The organism is Bradyrhizobium liaoningense, assembly GCF_018130955.1.
GTDB classification, from domain to species: Bacteria; Pseudomonadota; Alphaproteobacteria; order Rhizobiales; family Xanthobacteraceae; genus Bradyrhizobium; species Bradyrhizobium liaoningense_C.
On sequence record NZ_JAFCJM010000001.1, the window covers coordinates 190,586 to 207,358 of the forward strand.

17 protein-coding genes are annotated in these 16,773 nt (G+C 63.4%); 8 read left to right on the plus strand and 9 right to left on the minus strand.

Features of this window, described 5'->3' with window-relative positions; genetic code table 11:
* Positions 1-2 precede the first annotated feature (2 nt).
* The 5 genes from JQ632_RS00910 to JQ632_RS00930 all read right to left on the minus strand — a co-directional run bounded on the left by JQ632_RS00910 (position 3) and on the right by JQ632_RS00930 (position 4,535).
* Positions 3-395 carry a cytochrome C oxidase subunit IV family protein gene (locus JQ632_RS00910; protein ID WP_212400337.1) on the minus strand — a complete coding sequence of 131 codons (393 nt, stop codon included), beginning with the start codon at positions 393-395 and terminating at the stop codon, positions 3-5.
* Between the two features lie 9 nt (positions 396-404).
* A complete protein-coding gene (locus JQ632_RS00915; RefSeq protein ID WP_212400338.1) occupies positions 405-1,127 on the minus strand; it encodes a heme-copper oxidase subunit III family protein in 723 nt (240 codons plus the stop codon).
* A gap of 15 nt (positions 1,128-1,142) precedes the next feature.
* The gene (locus JQ632_RS00920) at positions 1,143-1,850 is read right to left on the minus strand and encodes a cytochrome c oxidase subunit 3 (RefSeq protein ID WP_212400339.1); all 708 of its coding nucleotides are present in this window, start codon (positions 1,848-1,850) and stop codon (positions 1,143-1,145) included.
* Positions 1,847-3,622 (minus strand): cbb3-type cytochrome c oxidase subunit I, encoded by a 1,776-nt coding sequence (locus tag JQ632_RS00925; RefSeq protein ID WP_212400340.1) that lies wholly within the window; start codon positions 3,620-3,622, stop codon positions 1,847-1,849. The genes JQ632_RS00920 and JQ632_RS00925 overlap by 4 nt, the downstream gene beginning before the upstream one ends.
* Before the next feature lie 79 nt (positions 3,623-3,701).
* The gene (locus JQ632_RS00930; protein WP_212400341.1) at positions 3,702-4,535 is read right to left on the minus strand and encodes a cytochrome c oxidase subunit II; all 834 of its coding nucleotides are present in this window, start codon (positions 4,533-4,535) and stop codon (positions 3,702-3,704) included.
* A 531-nt stretch (positions 4,536-5,066) separates the two neighbouring features.
* Between JQ632_RS00930 and JQ632_RS00935 the strand changes: the two genes are divergently transcribed.
* The gene (locus JQ632_RS00935) at positions 5,067-5,972 is read left to right on the plus strand and encodes a DUF2189 domain-containing protein (protein WP_212400342.1); all 906 of its coding nucleotides are present in this window, start codon (positions 5,067-5,069) and stop codon (positions 5,970-5,972) included.
* Between the two features lie 146 nt (positions 5,973-6,118).
* On the opposite strand, the gene JQ632_RS00940 is transcribed toward JQ632_RS00935, so the two are convergent.
* Together JQ632_RS00940 and JQ632_RS00945 are read right to left on the minus strand one after the other, a co-directional pair.
* Positions 6,119-7,300, minus strand: coding sequence for a DUF2865 domain-containing protein (locus JQ632_RS00940; protein WP_212400343.1), 1,182 nt, complete (start codon positions 7,298-7,300; stop codon positions 6,119-6,121).
* A gap of 118 nt (positions 7,301-7,418) precedes the next feature.
* Positions 7,419-7,724 (minus strand): hypothetical protein, encoded by a 306-nt coding sequence (locus JQ632_RS00945; RefSeq protein WP_212400344.1) that lies wholly within the window; start codon positions 7,722-7,724, stop codon positions 7,419-7,421.
* 286 nt (positions 7,725-8,010) lie between these two features.
* Between JQ632_RS00945 and cysS the strand changes: the two genes are divergently transcribed.
* From cysS to JQ632_RS00965, 4 genes are all read left to right on the plus strand, one after another.
* A complete protein-coding gene (gene cysS, locus JQ632_RS00950) occupies positions 8,011-9,399 on the plus strand; it encodes a cysteine--tRNA ligase (protein WP_212400345.1) in 1,389 nt (462 codons plus the stop codon).
* 115 nt (positions 9,400-9,514) lie between these two features.
* Positions 9,515-10,027, plus strand: coding sequence for a GNAT family N-acetyltransferase (locus tag JQ632_RS00955; RefSeq protein ID WP_212400517.1), 513 nt, complete (start codon positions 9,515-9,517; stop codon positions 10,025-10,027).
* A complete protein-coding gene (cimA, locus tag JQ632_RS00960) occupies positions 10,024-11,622 on the plus strand; it encodes a citramalate synthase (RefSeq protein WP_212400346.1) in 1,599 nt (532 codons plus the stop codon). Before JQ632_RS00955 ends, cimA begins: the two co-directional genes overlap by 4 nt.
* 179 nt (positions 11,623-11,801) lie before the next feature.
* On the plus strand, positions 11,802-12,836 hold the full coding sequence (locus JQ632_RS00965; RefSeq protein WP_212400347.1) for an IS110 family transposase: 1,035 nt from the start codon (positions 11,802-11,804) through the stop codon (positions 12,834-12,836).
* Positions 12,837-13,198: 362 nt separating this feature from the next.
* Here the strand turns inward: JQ632_RS00965 and JQ632_RS00970 are convergent, their stop codons facing one another.
* Both JQ632_RS00970 and JQ632_RS00975 read right to left on the minus strand, forming a co-directional pair.
* Positions 13,199-13,735, minus strand: coding sequence for a DUF3617 family protein (locus JQ632_RS00970; RefSeq protein WP_212400349.1), 537 nt, complete (start codon positions 13,733-13,735; stop codon positions 13,199-13,201).
* Positions 13,736-13,770: 35 nt separating this feature from the next.
* Complete coding sequence (locus JQ632_RS00975) at positions 13,771-14,064, minus strand: hypothetical protein (protein WP_212400350.1); 294 nt, start codon at positions 14,062-14,064, stop codon at positions 13,771-13,773.
* Between the two features lie 181 nt (positions 14,065-14,245).
* On the opposite strand from JQ632_RS00975, the gene JQ632_RS00980 reads away from it, so the two are divergent.
* The 3 genes from JQ632_RS00980 (at position 14,246) to JQ632_RS00990 (ending at position 16,535) form a co-directional block, all read left to right on the plus strand.
* On the plus strand, positions 14,246-14,710 hold the full coding sequence (locus JQ632_RS00980) for a hypothetical protein (protein ID WP_212400352.1): 465 nt from the start codon (positions 14,246-14,248) through the stop codon (positions 14,708-14,710).
* Between the two features lie 102 nt (positions 14,711-14,812).
* Positions 14,813-15,517: a ribonuclease T2 family protein gene (locus JQ632_RS00985; protein WP_212400354.1), complete on the plus strand. Its 705-nt coding sequence runs from the start codon at positions 14,813-14,815 to the stop codon at positions 15,515-15,517.
* Between the two features lie 157 nt (positions 15,518-15,674).
* On the plus strand, positions 15,675-16,535 hold the full coding sequence (locus JQ632_RS00990; protein ID WP_212400356.1) for a 23S rRNA (adenine(2030)-N(6))-methyltransferase RlmJ: 861 nt from the start codon (positions 15,675-15,677) through the stop codon (positions 16,533-16,535).
* Positions 16,536-16,773: the final 238 nt, after the last annotated feature.

Consider the following 16,773-nt stretch of genomic DNA (forward strand, 5'->3'; position numbering starts at 1 on the left):
GCCTACGACGGGGCTGCGAAAAACAGCACCCGAAGGAAGTGCGTATATTCGGATTCCAGCACCATGATCGCGACGAATACCATCACCGCGATCGGCGGCAGCAGAATGGCATAGGCCAGCGCCAGCCGCTCCCACGCCATGTGCATAAAGACCGCGACGATCAGGCCGGCCTTCAAGATCATGAACAGCAGGATCAGCGACCATCTGAGATAGCCGTGCAGACCGAAATAGTCGACGAGGTAGGAGCCGGTACTGAGAACGAACAACCATCCCCAGACCACGAGATAGAGCTTGATCGGGTGCTGCTGCCCCACGGCGTGTGTGGCTGCTTTTGCGACTGCGTCATGCCCATGAGCGTGGATCTGCCCTTCCATATGTATCGCTGCGTTCGTCATGAGCTGACCTCACCAGAGATAGAAGAATGCAAAGATGAACACCCACACCAGATCGACGAAATGCCAGTAAAGGCCCATGATTTCGACGATCTCGTAGTAGCCTTTGCGGCTCGTGAAGAAGCCGCGCCTTTCGACGTCGAAGTCTCCGCGCCAGACCTTCCGCGCGATCGCGATCAGGAAGATCACGCCGATCGTCACGTGGGTGCCGTGGAAGCCGGTGATCATGAAGAAGCTCGAGCCGAACTGCGCCGCGCCCCACGGGTTGCCCCAGGGACGCACGCCCTCCATGATCAGCTTGGTCCATTCGAAGGCCTGCATGCCGACGAAGGTTGCGCCGAACGCCGCCGTGACCAGCATCAGGACCGCGGTTCTGACGCGATCGCGGCGGTAGCCGAAGTTGACGGCCATCGCCATCGTCCCGCTGCTGCTGATCAGGATGAAGGTCATGATGGCGATCAGGATCAGCGGGATGTGCCTGCCGCCGATATTAAGCGCGAACACTTCGCTGGGATTTGGCCACGGCACGGTCGTCGACATCCGCGCCGTCATGTAGGAGAGCAGGAAACAGCTGAAGATAAAGGTGTCGCTGAGGAGGAAGATCCACATCATGGCCTTGCCCCAGGACACGTTCTTGAAGGCGCGCTGATCGGACGCCCAGTCCGCGGCGATGCCTTGCCAGCCCGGAAGTCGCCCGGCGCCTTGCCCTGTATTCGTCAGTGCAGTCTCTGCCATCTGGTTTCGCCCTCCCTAGCGCAGCAACTGGCGACAGATATCGACGAAATCGTCCGTCCAGCCCGTCAGCAGGCCGAGCAGCACCAGCCAGACCAGCAGCAGGAAATGCCAGTAGATGGTGCAAAGCTCGACACTCAGACGCAGCTCGGCCGTCGCGGCATTGTTTCGCCACGCCCGTGCCGTGGTTCTGCCGAGCGCCACGAGTCCGCCGGTCAGATGCAGCCCGTGCACCGCGGTGATCATGTAGAAAAAGGAATTGGCCGGATTGGACGCCATGAAATAGCCCGCCGCGCCCAGCTGTTGCCATGCCAGGAGCTGGCCCGCGAGGAACGTAATTGCCGACGCTCCGCCGGCGAGCAGGCCGACGATGACGCCGTCGATGTCGCTTCGACGCGCGGCGACGTACGCCCATTGCAGCGCGGCGCTGCTCAAGACCAGCACGCCCGTGTTGAACCAGAGCACCTTCGGCACCGGCAGCGCCCGCCAGTCCACCACGGTCATGCGCATCGAATAGGCGCTGATGAAGAGCGTGAACAGCGAACCGGCGACGGCGAGAAACACGCCAAGCCCGACCTTCGCTGCCGGCCAGGTCATTGCGCCCGTGCCGTCGAAGTCCCCGATTGGACCTTCCTCCAGCCAGGGCTTGGCCGTCAGCCGTTGCTGCGAGAGCCACCATCCGACAATGACCGCGATCACCGCCAGGAACAGGATAATGGCACTCACGAAGCAGCTCCCTGAACGGCCCGCGTCGTGGGCGGCTGGTTCTGCGGAATGAAGTCCTCTGCGGCGCCTGGCACGCTGTAGTCATAGGCCCAGCGATAGACGATCGGGAGCTCCTTGCCCCAGTTGCCGTGCCCTGGCGGCGTCTCCGGCGTCTGCCACTCCAGCGATGTCGCACGCCAGGGATTGCCACCCGAGGGCTCGCCTTCGAACAGGCTCCAGACCAGATTGAACAAGAACACCATCTGGGCGAAGCCCACCGTCAAGGCCACCACGGTGATGAAGGCATTCAGCGAGTGGGCTGACGACGGGATGAACGCGGTATCGCCGAGCTCGAAGTAGCGGCGCGGAACGCCGAGCAGCCCGAGATAATGCATGGGGAAGAAGATCAGGTAGGCGCCGAGGAACGTGACCCAGAAGTGAAACTTGCCCAGAAGGCTGTTCAGCATTCGCCCCGTGACCTTCGGGTACCAATGATAGATCGCGCCCAGCACGACCATGATCGGCGCAACGCCCATCACCATGTGGAAATGCGCAACCACGAACATGGTGTCAGACAGGGGCACGTCGACGACGACGTTGCCGAGGAACAGGCCGGTGAGCCCACCGTTCACGAAGGTGATGATGAATCCGAGGGCGAACAGCATCGGCACGGTGAGATGGATGTCGCCACGCCACAGGGTCAGCACCCAGTTATAGACCTTGATGGCGGTCGGGATGGCGATGATGAGCGTCGTGGTGGCGAAGAAGTACCCGAAATAGGGGTACATGCCGCTCACATACATGTGGTGCGCCCACACGACGAAGCTGAGCGCGCCAATCGCGACGATCGCCCAGACCATCATGCGGTAGCCGAAGATGTTCTTTCGCGCATGCGTGCTGATGAGGTCGGAGACGATCCCGAAGGCGGGCAGGGCGACGATATAGACCTCGGGGTGGCCGAAGAACCAGAACAGATGCTGGAACAGGAGCGGGCTGCCGCCACCGTATTTGCTGAGCTGGCCCATCTCGACGAGGGAGGGCATGAAGAAGCTGGTTCCCAGGAGACGGTCGAGCAGCAACATCACCGAGCCGACGAACAGAGCAGGAAATGCCAGCAGCGCCATGATGGTCGCCGTGAAGATGCCCCACACGGTCAACGGTAGACGCATCAAGGTCATGCCGCGGGTGCGCGCCTGGAGCACGGTCACCACATAGTTCAGCCCGCCCATGGTGAAGCCGATGATGAACAGGATCAGCGAGGCCAGCATCAGAACAATGCCCCAATCCTGTCCAGGCGTGCCGGAGAGGATCGCCTGCGGCGGGTACAGCGTCCAGCCGGCGCCGGTGGGGCCGCCGGGCACGAAGAAGGTCGAAGCCAGCACCAGAACCGCGAGCAGGTAAACCCAGTAGCTCAGCATGTTCACATAGGGAAAGACCATGTCCCGCGCACCGACCATCAGCGGGATCAGGTAGTTGCCGAAGCCTCCGAGGAACAAGGCCGTCAGCAGGTAGATCACCATGATCATGCCGTGCATGGTGATGAACTGGAGGTACTGATTGGCGTCGATGAAGGAGAAGGTGCCTGGAAATCCCAGTTGTAGTCGCATCAGCCACGACAGCACGAGGGCCACGAGCCCGATGGCCGACGCCGTCAGCGAGTACTGAATGGCGATGATCTTGGCGTCCTGCGAAAAGACATAGTGCGTCCACCAGCTCTTCGGATGGTAGAGCTCGACATCGGGCACTTCGGCAGGCGGAATGTCTGTCGTCCTGTCATATGGAATATCGACCATAGAGTACCTCCTCGGTCGTTTCCTTCAGGGCGTGATGAGCTGGCTCACGCGCCCCATCTATCTTTGCAGCGGCGTTTCCCTATTTGCCGCCGGATTGGTACGTCGCCCTCACAACGGCGCTTCGGCCTGTCAGTTCAGCAAAGGTTTTCTGCTGCTCCAGCCAGGCGTGATAGTCGCTCTCCTCGTCGACGATCACCTTGGCCCGCATCTGGTAGTGAGCGGCCCCGCATAGTTCCGCGCAGAGAACGTCAAAGGTCCCGGTTCGGATCGGCCTGATCCAGAAATAGGTGACCATGCCTGGCACCATATCCATCTTGGCCCGGAACTCGGGCACATAGAAATCGTGCAGGACATCGACCGAGCGGAGCAAAACCTTGACCGGCCTTCCGATCGGAAGATGCAGGTCGCCGTTCTCGATCACGACGTCGTCCTGGCCATGCGGATCGTCGCGATTGATGCCCAGGGGATTTTCGGGACTGATGTTCCGGACATCGGACGTGCCCAGCCGGCCATCCTTCCCCGGCAAACGGAAGCTCCACTGCCATTGCTGGCCCATGACCTCGATTTCGGTCGCGTCTGCCGGCACCGTCACGAACTGGTGCCAGACGATCAGGCCGGGCGCCAACATGGCTGCGACGCCGATCCCGGTCCCGACGCTGAGCCACCATTCAAGCCGCTTGTTTTCGGGATTGTAGTCGGCCCGTCGTCCATCCCTGTGATGAAAGCGAAAGACGCAATAGGCCATGAACGCGATCACCGCGACGAAGACGAACCCGGTGATCCAGAAGGTGATGTTGATCGTGTGATCGATGTAGGTCCAGTTCGTGGCAATCGGCGTCCACCACCACGGGCTGTAGACGTGAAACAGCACCGAGCCGATCGCAACCAGGAGCAATATCAGTGCGACAACCATCCTGATCCATCCTTGCCGTTTCAGGCTGCGGATACGAATCCAGGGCGGAGCTCACGTCTGTCGCGATGGCCGGCTTTGCTACGCTGGCATGCTCGCCATCGCCGCGTCTTGCCTCGCCCATTCAACCGGTTGCGGTCCCAGAAGAGGCCGCAACCGCCGAACTCAGCGGATTTAGGGCGTCTCAACATTTAAAATGATACCCCGCGGACCCGCCGTCAATAGAGCTGTGGAAGCGAACGTCTCCGCGTTCGTCGGACGCGGACGATCTCTGCTGCTGTGCAACGCGCGCGCTCGACGAACGCAACGCACAAATCGACAAGCTCACAGTTCACCCAACCGTGAGCGCTGCTGCACGTCATGCGCGCTAAGCTGGCGAGGCAGGTCGCGGCGGGTTCCGTCCGGCCAGGCTCGTTTCGTTGAACCTGGGTTGCCGTACTCGACCCATCGCGTTTCTCGCTCGTCAGGCGGACACGCGTGGCTGGAAAGCGCGTGTTATTGAAACCGCGATTTTCACCACAGGAGGGTCCGTTCATGGCCACTCTGTACTCCCACGACATGATCAGGCGGCACGTCTTCGGCGAGGCGGCCTCCTATCCCATTCGCAAGATCAACTTGTCCGACCTGACCGAGGCCCTGCGCCTGGGTTGGGAGGATTTCCAGGCGATGCCGAGTCACGCGATCGTCGTCTGCGTGATTTATCCCGTTCTCGGTCTCGTCCTGTTCAGGATGGTTCTCGGCTATTCGGTGCTGCCGCTATTGTTTCCGCTGGCCGCCGGGTTTGCCTTGATAGGCCCCTTTGCCGCGATCGGTCTCTACGAACTCAGCCGTCGCCGCGAGCGCGGCGAGGAGGTCGATGCATGGGACGCGATCAAGGTGCTGCGCGCACCGTCGTTCGGCGCCATGCTCGAGCTCGGCTTGCTCCTGCTCGTGCTGTTCGGCGCCTGGATCGGTGTCGCAAACGCAATCTACGTCACGATCTTTGGTCACGCGGCGGCCGCAAGCATTCCTGACTTCGCAACGCGCGTGCTGACGACACCGGAAGGCTGGTCGCTCATCATCGTCGGTTGTGGTGTCGGCTTCCTGTTTGCGGTTGTGGCCCTGTGCATCAGCGTCGTGGCGTTTCCATTGATGCTCGACCGGCATGCGACTGCGATCGATGCGATCCGCACATCGCTGCGCGCGGTTGCGGCGAATCCGGTTGCGATGGCTGCGTGGGGCCTGATTGTCGCCGCACTGCTCGTGCTCGGCTCGCTGCCGCTCTTCGTCGGTCTCGCCGTCGTGCTGCCGGTGCTTGGTCATGCTACCTGGCATCTTTATCGCAGGGTGGTCGAGCCGAATCCGAATCCGCCTGACGAACCGCCGCCGCCGCCGCCGGGAAAGCGCTATGCAGCCGACTTCCCGGCCAATCTCTTCCCGTGGAGCCGCGAGCGCGAGTAGTAACTGCGAAGCGGCCGCGTCTAGTGTGGATACCGGTTCGCGGAAAGAAAACGCGTCAAAACAAGAATCCAGGGCCCGTGCCGATTCCATCGAAGCGGAAAGGGCTCTGGCGGCCTCCTCCGCGAGGCGTGACCGAGAGTAAGAGCCTACTTCTGCTGCTGCGGGATGAAGGTCGGCCCGACCGAGCGGATTGGCTTGTTCTCTGATGGGGCTGCTACGGGCGTATCCGCAGGCGGAGGCGTCGCCGGCGCATTCGTTGCGGTCGGCGGCGGGGTCGCGCCCTTCTTGGCGTTGGCAGGCGTACCCTTGGTGAGCTGCCGCTGCTGCATCTTCTTGGCGCTCTCCTCGGTGACGATGATGTCACCCTGCTGCTCGACGGCGGCCTTGTCGTCGGCCGATTTCAGCGCGTCCGCCCAGCTCTGACCCGCCGCCTTGCACGAGCAGGACGGATCGAACGCGTTGCGGAATTTGAAGGCGTTCGGCAGTGCCGTGTAGGGTTGGCCGCTCACCGAGACCGCCGCGTTCATATCCTCGCCGGGATTGCGATAGGCATAGAGGGCGGCTTCTGTCGCCGGGCACAGCGTCTTGCACGCCTTCTCGTCATCGGGGAAGCGCGCGGCCACGGTCGCGAACGAGACCGGGAAATAGGCGCCGTCGCAGGTGCGCACGCACACCGTGCGATAGGTGCCGGAGGGCGGGCCGAGATCGCCGAGCGGTGCGCCGGCGGGATTGGCGTTGTTGCCGCCGCCGAACAGATTGCTCAGGAAGTTGCCCGGTCCTTGCGACTGCGCGGCGTTGGCATATTGCGGGCCGCAATTGTTCTGCGCGAGCGCCAGCAGCACCGAGCGGCGCTGATTGTCGCGCTCGGGGCTGAAGCCGCCGGGACCGCCGGAGCGGAGCCGCTCGAGGTTGGTGGTGATCTGGTCGAGATTGGCGCGCATCTGCTGGATCTGGGTGTTGACCGGACCGCACTGCGCCGACTGCCCGCTGAACAGCGAGAAGAAGCCGGAGCTTTCGCAGCCCATGCGCTTGGCTTGCGCGGTGACGCGGTCGAGCTCGGCCTGCTGCCGGGCCGCCGAATCCTGGTAGCGGCGGATCTGCTCGTCCTTGGCGGGATCGCTGCTGCCGCCGCGATCAAGGGCCGCGAGCTGACCTTCCAGCCGCACACACATCGGATTGCCTGCCGGTGCGGCGCCGCCCGGCGGCGGTCCGGGAGGGCCGGCCTGCGCGAAGGCGGACGAGCCGAGCGCGAGCGTGCTGAGCAGCACGGCGCACGCAAGCATGGGACGAGTACGAGAGAGAGACAAAAATTCCGGCATATCCGCCATTCTAGCGATGTCACGGCCGCGTGGTCCGTGCGCGCCCTCCAATACCCGCTTCTTCGGATATCGTCACGTCGTTTCGGGGCGAAGGTATGGCCCTAAGGCCTGCCAGTTCCGAGAGAATTCAGCGCAGGCAGGTGATTGCGACATAGTCCTCGCAATGGCCATGGGAGCAGTTTGCGCCGGATTTGGGGACGGAGCCGGTAATTTCGTCGGGGTCGACCCGGCGGTAGGCCGAGGCCTGGGCGAAATCGCGCGATTGGCAATAGGCGCGGGCGGCATGCGCACCGCATTTGTCGCCCTTGGCCAGGCACTGGTCGACGCCATAGCCGTCCGCCTGGTTGGCGATGATGAAGACGCGGGTCTCGGCCGACGCGGCGGAGGCCGCAACGAGGAAGGCGCAGAAGACGGGCGCGAGGAGGGATCGCATGGTGCACCGTGAATGTGAGGAACCGCCCGCAGACGAATAAACTCAAAAGGTTAAGGATGATTAACCCTGATGGCGGGCGGGCCGCATTTGGGCAGAGAAAGCGGCTTTTTCGCGGCTCACTTGACGGCGAGGCCCTCTCTGGCCCATATGTTCCCGCATGAACGGTCTCCTCGCCATTTGCGCCATTTGCCGCGAGATTACGAGCTAGCGATTCGCTGGCTGGAGCCGTCTTTTCTCAGAACATTGAGAGCACTGGACGCCCGGCCAACAGCCGATGGGTATCCATATGGAATTGCGTCTCTACGATACGTTGACGAAGGAAAAGCAGCCGTTCCGGCCGCTCGATCCGAAAAACGTCCGCATGTATGTCTGCGGACCGACGGTCTATGACTTCGCCCATATCGGCAATGCGCGGCCGGTGATCGTGTTCGACGTGCTGTTTCGGCTGCTCCGCCATCTCTATGGCGAAGCGCACGTCAAATATGTCCGCAACATCACCGACGTCGACGACAAGATCAACGACCGCGCCGCGCGGGACTATCCCGGCCTGCCCCTGAACGAGGCGATCCGCAAGGTCACGGAGGAGACCGGCCGGCAGTTTCATGCCGACGTCGATGCGCTCGGTGCGCTTCGGCCGAGCGTCGAGCCGCGCGCGACCGAGCATATCGGCGAGATGCGCGAGATCATCGAACGGCTCGTCGCCGGCGGCTTTGCCTATGTCGCCGAGGACCATGTGCTGTTCTCGCCGCAGGCGATGAACGCGGCGAATACTGTGCTGCCGCGCTATGGCGCGCTCTCCAACCGCTCGCTGGACGAGATGATCGCCGGCGCGCGCGTCGACGTTGCGCCGTACAAGCGCGACAACACCGATTTCGTGCTGTGGAAGCCGTCAAAGCCGGGCGAGCCCTCATGGCCGTCGCCGGCCGGCATCGAGGCCGAGGGCCGTCCCGGCTGGCACATCGAATGCTCGGCCATGGCCTGGAAGCATCTCGGCGAGCATTTTGACATCCACGGTGGCGGCATCGATCTCGTGTTTCCGCATCATGAGAACGAGGTCGCGCAGAGCTGCTGCGCGTTCCACACGTCCCGCATGGCGAACGTCTGGATGCACAACGGCTTCCTCCAGGTGGAAAGCGAGAAGATGTCGAAGAGCCTCGGCAACTTCGTCACCATTCGCGACCTGCTGGCGGACTGGCCGGGCGAGGTGCTGCGCCTCAACATGCTGAAGACGCACTACCGCTCGCCGATCGATTGGACGCTGAAATCGCTCGAGGAGAGCTCGAAGACGCTGGACGACTGGTATCGCGTCGCGGCCGACGTGCCGGCCGGCCAGCCGGCCGTGTCCGTGATCGAGCCGCTGCTCGACGACCTCAACACGCCGCAGATGATCGCGGCGCTGCATGGCCTGCGCAACGACTCCGGCTCGGGCGGCGGTTTTGCGGGCTCGCTCCGGCTGCTCGGCTTCCTCTCCGAGAGCGCTGCCGAATGGGATGGACGCAAGCGGCAGGCGAGCGGTGTCGATGCGGGCGAGGTCGAACGCCTGATCGCCGAGCGGACGGCGGCCCGTGCGCGCAAGGACTTCGGGGAGTCCGATCGCATCCGCGATCAGCTCGCTTCCATGGGCGTTGTGATCAAGGACTCCAAGGCCGGTACGACCTGGGAGATTGCGCGATGAAGCGACCCGACACGCCGTTTCCCAGGCACTGGCTCTACTACATCGCCCTCAAGATCCTGCTTCTCGCCGGCGCGCTTGCGCTGGCGCTGAGGCTGTATGGCATGTGGTGACGATGATGGGACAGAGTCTGCCAAAACCTGCGATGCGGCCGTTCCTGCCCGCCGATGTGCCCGTGCTCGCCGCGATTTTTGCCGCGGCCATCGAGGAGCTGACCGGTGACGACTACAGCGAGGCGCAGCAGGAAGCCTGGATGATGGCGGCCGAGGACGAGGAGGCCTTCGGCAAGAAGCTCGCCGGCGCGCTGACGCTGATCGCGACCTTGCAGAACTCGCCCGTCGGCTTTGCCTCGCTGCGCGGCAAGGACCATATCGACATGCTCTACGTGCATCCAAGCGTGGCCGGGCAGGGCGTCGCCACGATGCTGGTCGATGCGCTGGAGAAGCTTGCAGGTAGCCGCGGCGCAACCAGCCTGACGGTCGATGCCAGCGACACCGCGCAGGGCTTTTTCGCCAAGCGCGGCTATGTCGCCCAACAGCGCAACAGCGTCACCATCAACGACGAATGGCTCGCCAACACCACCATGAAGAAGACGCTCGGTGCCTCGCCCGCGTCGGGAGCGCCGCAATGAGCAAAGAGCGCCTTTATCTGTTCGACACCACGCTGCGCGACGGCGCGCAGACCAATGGTGTCGACTTCACGCTTGCGGACAAGCAGGTGATCGCTTCGATGCTCGATGAGCTCGGCATCGACTATGTCGAGGGCGGCTATCCCGGCGCCAATCCGCTGGACTCCGAATTCTTCGCAAGCAAGCCGAAGCTCGATCACGCGCGCTTCACCGCCTTCGGCATGACGCGGCGGGCGGGGCGCTCGGTGTCCAACGATCCCGGCGTTGCCGCGCTGCTGGAGGCGAAGGCCGACGCGATCTGCTTCGTGGCAAAGTCCTCCGCCTACCAGGTGCGCGTGGCGCTGGAGACGACGAAGGAAGAAAATCTCGCCTCGATCCGCGACAGCGTCGCTGCGGCCAAGGCCGCGGGGCGCGAGGTGATGCTCGACTGCGAGCATTTTTTCGACGGCTACAAGGAAGACCAAGCCTTCGCGCTGGCTTGTGCCAGGACGGCGTATGATGCCGGCGCGCGCTGGGTGGTGCTGTGCGACACCAATGGCGGCACCATGCCGCATGAGGTCGAGACCATCGTCACCGACGTGTTGAAGCACATCCCGGGCGACCATGTCGGCATCCACGCCCATAACGACACCGAGCAGGCGGTGGCAAACTCGCTTGCCGCGGTGCGCGCCGGCGTGCGGCAGATCCAGGGCACGCTCAACGGCCTTGGCGAGCGCTGCGGCAACGCCAACCTCTGCTCGCTGATCCCGACTCTCAAGCTGAAGACAGAGTTTTCCGACGCCTTCGAGATCGGCGTCACCTCGGAAAAGCTCGCGAGCCTCGTCAAGGTCTCGCGCACGCTCGACGACATGCTCAACCGTGCGCCGAACCGGCACGCAGCCTATGTCGGCGAGAGCGCCTTCGTCACCAAGACCGGCATCCACGCCTCCGCCGTGCTCAAGGACCCCCAAACCTATGAGCACATCCTGCCGGAGCTCGTCGGCAACCATCGCAAGGTGCTGGTCTCCGACCAGGCCGGCCGCTCCAACGTCATCGCCGAGCTCGACCGCGCCGGCATTCCCTACGAGAAGAACGACCCGAAACTGACGCGGCTGGTCGAGGAATTGAAGGAGCGCGAGGCGGCCGGCTTTGCCTATGAATCCGCCAACGCCTCGTTCGATCTCTTGGCGCGCCGCACGCTCGGAAAAGTGCCTGAATATTTCAAGGTCGAGCAATTCGACGTCAATGTCGAGCAGCGTTACAACGCGCTCGGCGAGCGCGTCACCGTGGCACTTGCGGTTGTGAAGGTCGACGTCGACGGCGAGCGGCTGATCTCGGCGGCCGAGGGCAACGGCCCGGTCAACGCGCTCGACGTTGCCTTGCGCAAGGACCTCGGCAAGTACCAGAAGTACATCGAAGGCCTGAAGCTGATCGACTACCGCGTGCGTATCCTCAATGGCGGCACCGGCGCGGTCACGCGCGTGCTGATCGAGAGTGAGGACGAGAACGGCGACAATTGGACCACGGTCGGCGTGTCCCCGAACATCATCGACGCCTCGTTCCAGGCGCTGATGGATTCGGTGATCTACAAGCTCGTGAAGTCGGGCGCGCCGGCGTAGGCAAAGAAGTAGATGGGGTAACGGGCCCCCTCGGCCTTCCAACCAAGCCGCGCTAGCTACGGCGCGATTTGGTGGCGCGCGTCGCGCGGCTTGGCTGGAAGGCTGGCGGTCGTCCCTCACATTGATGGTGTAACGGAGTCGAGGCTTGGCCTCGCTCCAAGCATCGAGGAGAGACGACCATGGACCATTATGCCGGAATCGACGTGTCATTGGAATGCTCCAGCGTGTGCGTTGTCGATGCGAACGGCAAGATCGTTCGGGAGGTCAAGGTGGCCAGCGAACCGGAGGCGCTGATCGACCGGTTCCGTTCGCTCGGGTTCGATCTCGCCAGGATCGGCCTCGAGGCAGGGCCGCTGTCGCAGTGGCTCTACGCAGCGATGAAGCAGGCTGGCCTTGGGGTTGAGCTTCTGGAGACGCGCCACGTACGAGATGCCTTCAAGGCGATGCCGGTGAAGTCGGACCGCAACGACGCCCGCAACATCGCGCAGTTGATGCGGCTCGGCTGGTTCCGGCCGGTGCATTGCAAGTCGATGAGTGCGCAGGAGATCCGCGCGATGCTGACGGCGCGCAAGCTGATCCAGGCCAAGCTTCAGGACATCGAGAACAGCTTGCGCGGGATCTTGCGTGGCTTCGGGTTGAAGGTTGGCAAGACGACGAAGCGCGGCTTTGCGGCGCGGATCAGCGAGCTGGTGGCCGGCCATCCGGCCCTTGAGACGATCGCCACGGCGACGCTCGCGGTTCACATGGTGCTGCTGCGCGAGTTCAACGGCCTTGAGAAGCGGGTGCGGACAATGTCACTTTTGGAGACCAAGGCCAAGCTGCTGATGTCGACCCCGGCCGTGGGGCCGGTCATCTCGCTGACCTATGCCAGCGCTATCGATGATCCCGCCCGCTTCACCTCGTCGAAGCGGGCGGGGCCGCTCTTCGGGTTGACGCCGAAGAAGCACCAGTCAGGCGAGACCGACTATTCCGGTCGCATCAGCAAGAACGGCGACGCTTCCGTGCGCGAGGCGCTCTATGAGGCCGCCCACATCATCCTAACCAAGCCGATCAAGGGCTGTGCGCAGCTCAAGAGCTGGGCGATGCGGATCGCCAGGCGCGCCGGCATAAACAAGGCCAAGGTGGCACTGGCGCGCAAGCTCGCCGTGATCATGCTGCGCATGCTCAAGGACAACGTCCCCTTCAACCCGGCTGCCAAGGTCGCGGCAGTCTAAACAGGAGCGAACAGGTTTTCGGGTGGGGCACGGCACCAGCCTTCCCGAAGCGAAGTCCCTTCGCCGGGACGATGGATCAGGTCAGGTCGTCATCCGGGTTGTCGACGCATCCCACGATGCGATCACGCTTCCGTAGATTGGCCGGCCTGCTCCTCTAGAACCCCATCAGGCGACGGCCACCGCGCCGATCCCGTACAGAAGCAAGTACCCGGCGAGAGGATGACGCAAAAAGGGATTGACTAACCAAGGCCCGTTACAGAAGCCCGGATGGAGCGCAGCGCAATCCGGGATCTCGTCGAGCGCTCGGCTGTTCCCGGATTTCGCTTCGCTCCATCCGGGCTACGACTGCATCGTCGCGTCAACTACTTCGGCAGCAGGTTCTTCAACTTGTCAGCGTCGCGGATGTTCATCTTGAAGCCGCCGGGCATCACGATGTCGCCGGGCTTCTGGTCCGGCTTGCAGGCGCCAAGCCATTTGGCCTCGATCGTGGTGGTGGAATCGCGGCCCGCGGCGCCCGCCGGCCCGCCCTGCACATGCGCCGTGCTCTTCACCGTGTAGGCCGCGTTGAAATCGCCGGTGATGTCGGCATGCGTGGTCGTGGTCATGCCGGCGACGTTGCAGACGGAATCGCTGACATAGCCGGTCGCGGTCTTCTGGATGTCCTGCTTGGAGCAGACCTGCTTGGTCACCGGGGAGACGTTGTTGTTCATCTCCTTGTCGACGGTCTCGTCGGTGCAGTGCTGCATGGTCATTTCCGGCATCGGCGAGCCGGCCCTGACCATCTTCATCTCCCACAGACCGGCCTTGCGCACGGGCATGTCGACGGCTTGCGCGGCTGTCGCCGCAGCAACCACCAGCAGCAAGGCGGCACCGGTCAGGACAAGAGGCTGTCGCGTCATGCGCCAAGCTCCGGCATTCGAACGTCAGTTGCGGATCAATAGAGCGTGCGGATCGGCCGGTCGGCGGCGCCATAGGGCACCCAGCGGCAGGAGAAGGAGATGTAGCCGCCGTCATAGGGCTGCACGGCGAGGAACTTCACGACCTTGCCATAGCGCGCGCAGTGATCGACCGCGACCTGCCGGGCATCGACCTGGGTCGCCATCGAATAGGCGATGATGCCGCCCGTGTCGTTGCCCTTGAAGGGCGGCACCGGAAGGATATCGGCGCGCGCGGCCCCGCCCGCCAGAACACCCAGGGCAATTAGGCCCGCAACCGCAATGATTCGCATTCCCGTCACTCCATCTCGTTGGGCCCAGTTTACGGTGCCCGGACGACGGAGAAAAGAACGCAAGGCCCCGAGATGCCACATCGCGTCCAACTCGTCGCCAAGTGTTGCCGCGCTGCACTTGACCTGTCCCGGCTCTCGCGGCACGGTCCGATGCTTGCAAACCAAGCCTTCCGGATTACCCATGCGCGCCCTCACCCTTCCCAGATCATTCCGCCTTGCAGCGGTGCTCGGCCTCCTGTGCGGCGCGCTTTCGCTTGGCGAGGCCAGGGCGGCCAATCCGCTGGAGATGAACTTCTGGCTGAGCGGACCGCGCTATGACGGCCGCGTCACCGATTGCGACAAGGCGCTGCCGACGATCTCGACCCAGTTCTGGGAGAAGGAAAGCTCGTTCTGGAATTCCTCGTTGAAGATCACCGGCTTCGCCGGCGTTCGCGAGATCGCCTTCCGGCCCTGGCAGTCCGACAACATCCCGCGCCGCTACTGCACCGGCCAGGCCATGCTCAATGACGGCAAGGTGCGCACGGTGCACTTCTCGATCATCGAGGACGGCGGCTTTGCAGGCTTCGGCCAAGGCGTCGAATGGTGCGTGGTCGGCCTCGACCGCAACTGGGCCTACAACCCGGCCTGCCGGGCCGCGAAACCCTGATTCGGCGGATTTGCCCCGTCTCCGGCGCGCTTCAATTTTGTTCTTGAAATGTTCTCATCGCCTGCTAGGCTCCCGCGCACAGTCTAGTTGAGGGGCGTCGTCATGTTTCATTCCCGATTGCATTCGCTCTCCTGCTTCCTGATCTCGCTGCTCCTGTCCGCAGGCCTGCTTACAAGCCTGTCCGTGCTCGCCGATCCAGCGATGGCCCAGGACAAGCGGCAGAACGCGCCCGGCGAGTTCGATTTCTATGTGCTGTCGCTGTCCTGGTCGCCCTCGTTCTGCGAGGAAGCCGCCGAGCGCGGCGGCCGCTCCCAGATCCAGTGCAGCGGGCGGCCCTACGCCTTCGTCGTGCACGGGCTGTGGCCGCAATATGAGAACGGCTTTCCGGAATACTGCCAGCGGCCGGCGCCGCGGCTGAACCGCAACATCGTCTCCTCGATGCTCGATCTGATGCCAGCGCCGGGGCTGATCTTCAACGAATGGGACAAGCACGGCACCTGCTCCGGCCTGTCGGAGCGGAACTACTTCGAGGCGATCCGCAAGGCGCGCGCGACGGTGAAGATTCCGGCCGAATTTCTCGACCTGTCGCAGGCCAAGACGGTCGCGCCTGGCGATGTCGAGGAGGCCTTCATCAAAGCCAATCCGGGCCTGAGCAGTGCGGCGGTCTCCGTGACCTGCAACCGCACGCGATTGTCCGAAGTCCGCATCTGCATGAGCAAGGACCTGCAATTCCGCGCCTGCGAGGAGCTCGACCGCCGCGCCTGCCGCCGCGACCAGGTAACGATGCCGCCGATCCGGGGCGGGTAGATTTGGTTGTCTTCCCGTCATTCCGGGATGGTGCATAAGCACCAGACCCGGAATCTCGAGATTATCTGGTGCGCAATTGCGCACCATGGTTCGATGCTTTGCATCGCCCCGGAATGACAGCAGTTACTTTCATCGCGTGATGTCGTAACTGTCCGCAATGAACTATCGCCACGCCTTCCACGCCGGCAATTTCGCCGATGTCATCAAGCACATCGTGCTCGCGCGCATCCTGACCTATCTGCAGGACAAGCCGGCCGCGTTCCGCGTCATCGATACCCATGCCGGGGCCGGTCTCTACGATCTCGAAAGCGAGGAAGCAGAGCGCAGCGGCGAGTGGCTGAGCGGAATCGCGCGCATCATGCAGGCGCGGTTCTCGAACGAGACGGTCGAACTGACCAAACCCTATCTCGACATCGTCCGCGCCTTCAACGAGCGCGGCGCGCTCAAGACCTATCCGGGATCGCCGCTGATCGCGCGCGGCTTGCTGCGGCCGCAGGATCGTCTCGTCGCCTGCGAGATCGAGCCCAACGCCCGCAAGGCCCTGATCGCCGCGCTGCGCCGCGACACCCAGGCCCGCGTCGTCGACCTCGACGGCTGGATGGCGCTGACTGCGTTCGTGCCGCCGAAAGAGCGGCGCGGCCTCGTGCTGATCGACCCGCCCTTCGAGGCGAAGGACGAGTTCGAACGGCTCGGCGACGGCTTTTGCGAAGCCTTCGCCAAATGGCCGACCGGCATCTACATGATCTGGTATCCGGTGAAGAACCGGCGCGGCGCCGAAACCCTTGCGCAGACCGTGGCGCAGGCTGCAGCCGCAGCAAAGCCGCCCGGCAAGTGCCTGCGGCTCGAGTTCAGCGTAGCACCGCAAACACCAGGTGCGCCGCTCACCTCTACCGGGTTGTTGCTGGTCAACGCACCCTACACGTTGCAGAACGAGCTGAAGACAATCCTTCCTGAGCTCGAGAAGCCGCTCGGACAGGGTGGCGCAGCACGCTTCAGGCTCGATGTGCCGAAGCCGTAAGGCCCAGCCATATTTGGGAAAAAGATGCAGGACCGGTAGTCAATCTGCAAAGAACCGTATTATGCTGTGTCTCGTGACTGGCTTTGCGTTCCGCTTCCGCGAATGGTTGCGGCGGAGTGAAGGCCGAACAAGGATCCAGGTGGACTGACGGTCCGCCCAAGGATGGCCAGGCTCTTGGGCTCGTGAATGTCCGGTCGCGCCGCGACGCAGGACTGCGTCACGGCGGAGGAGCAATGCG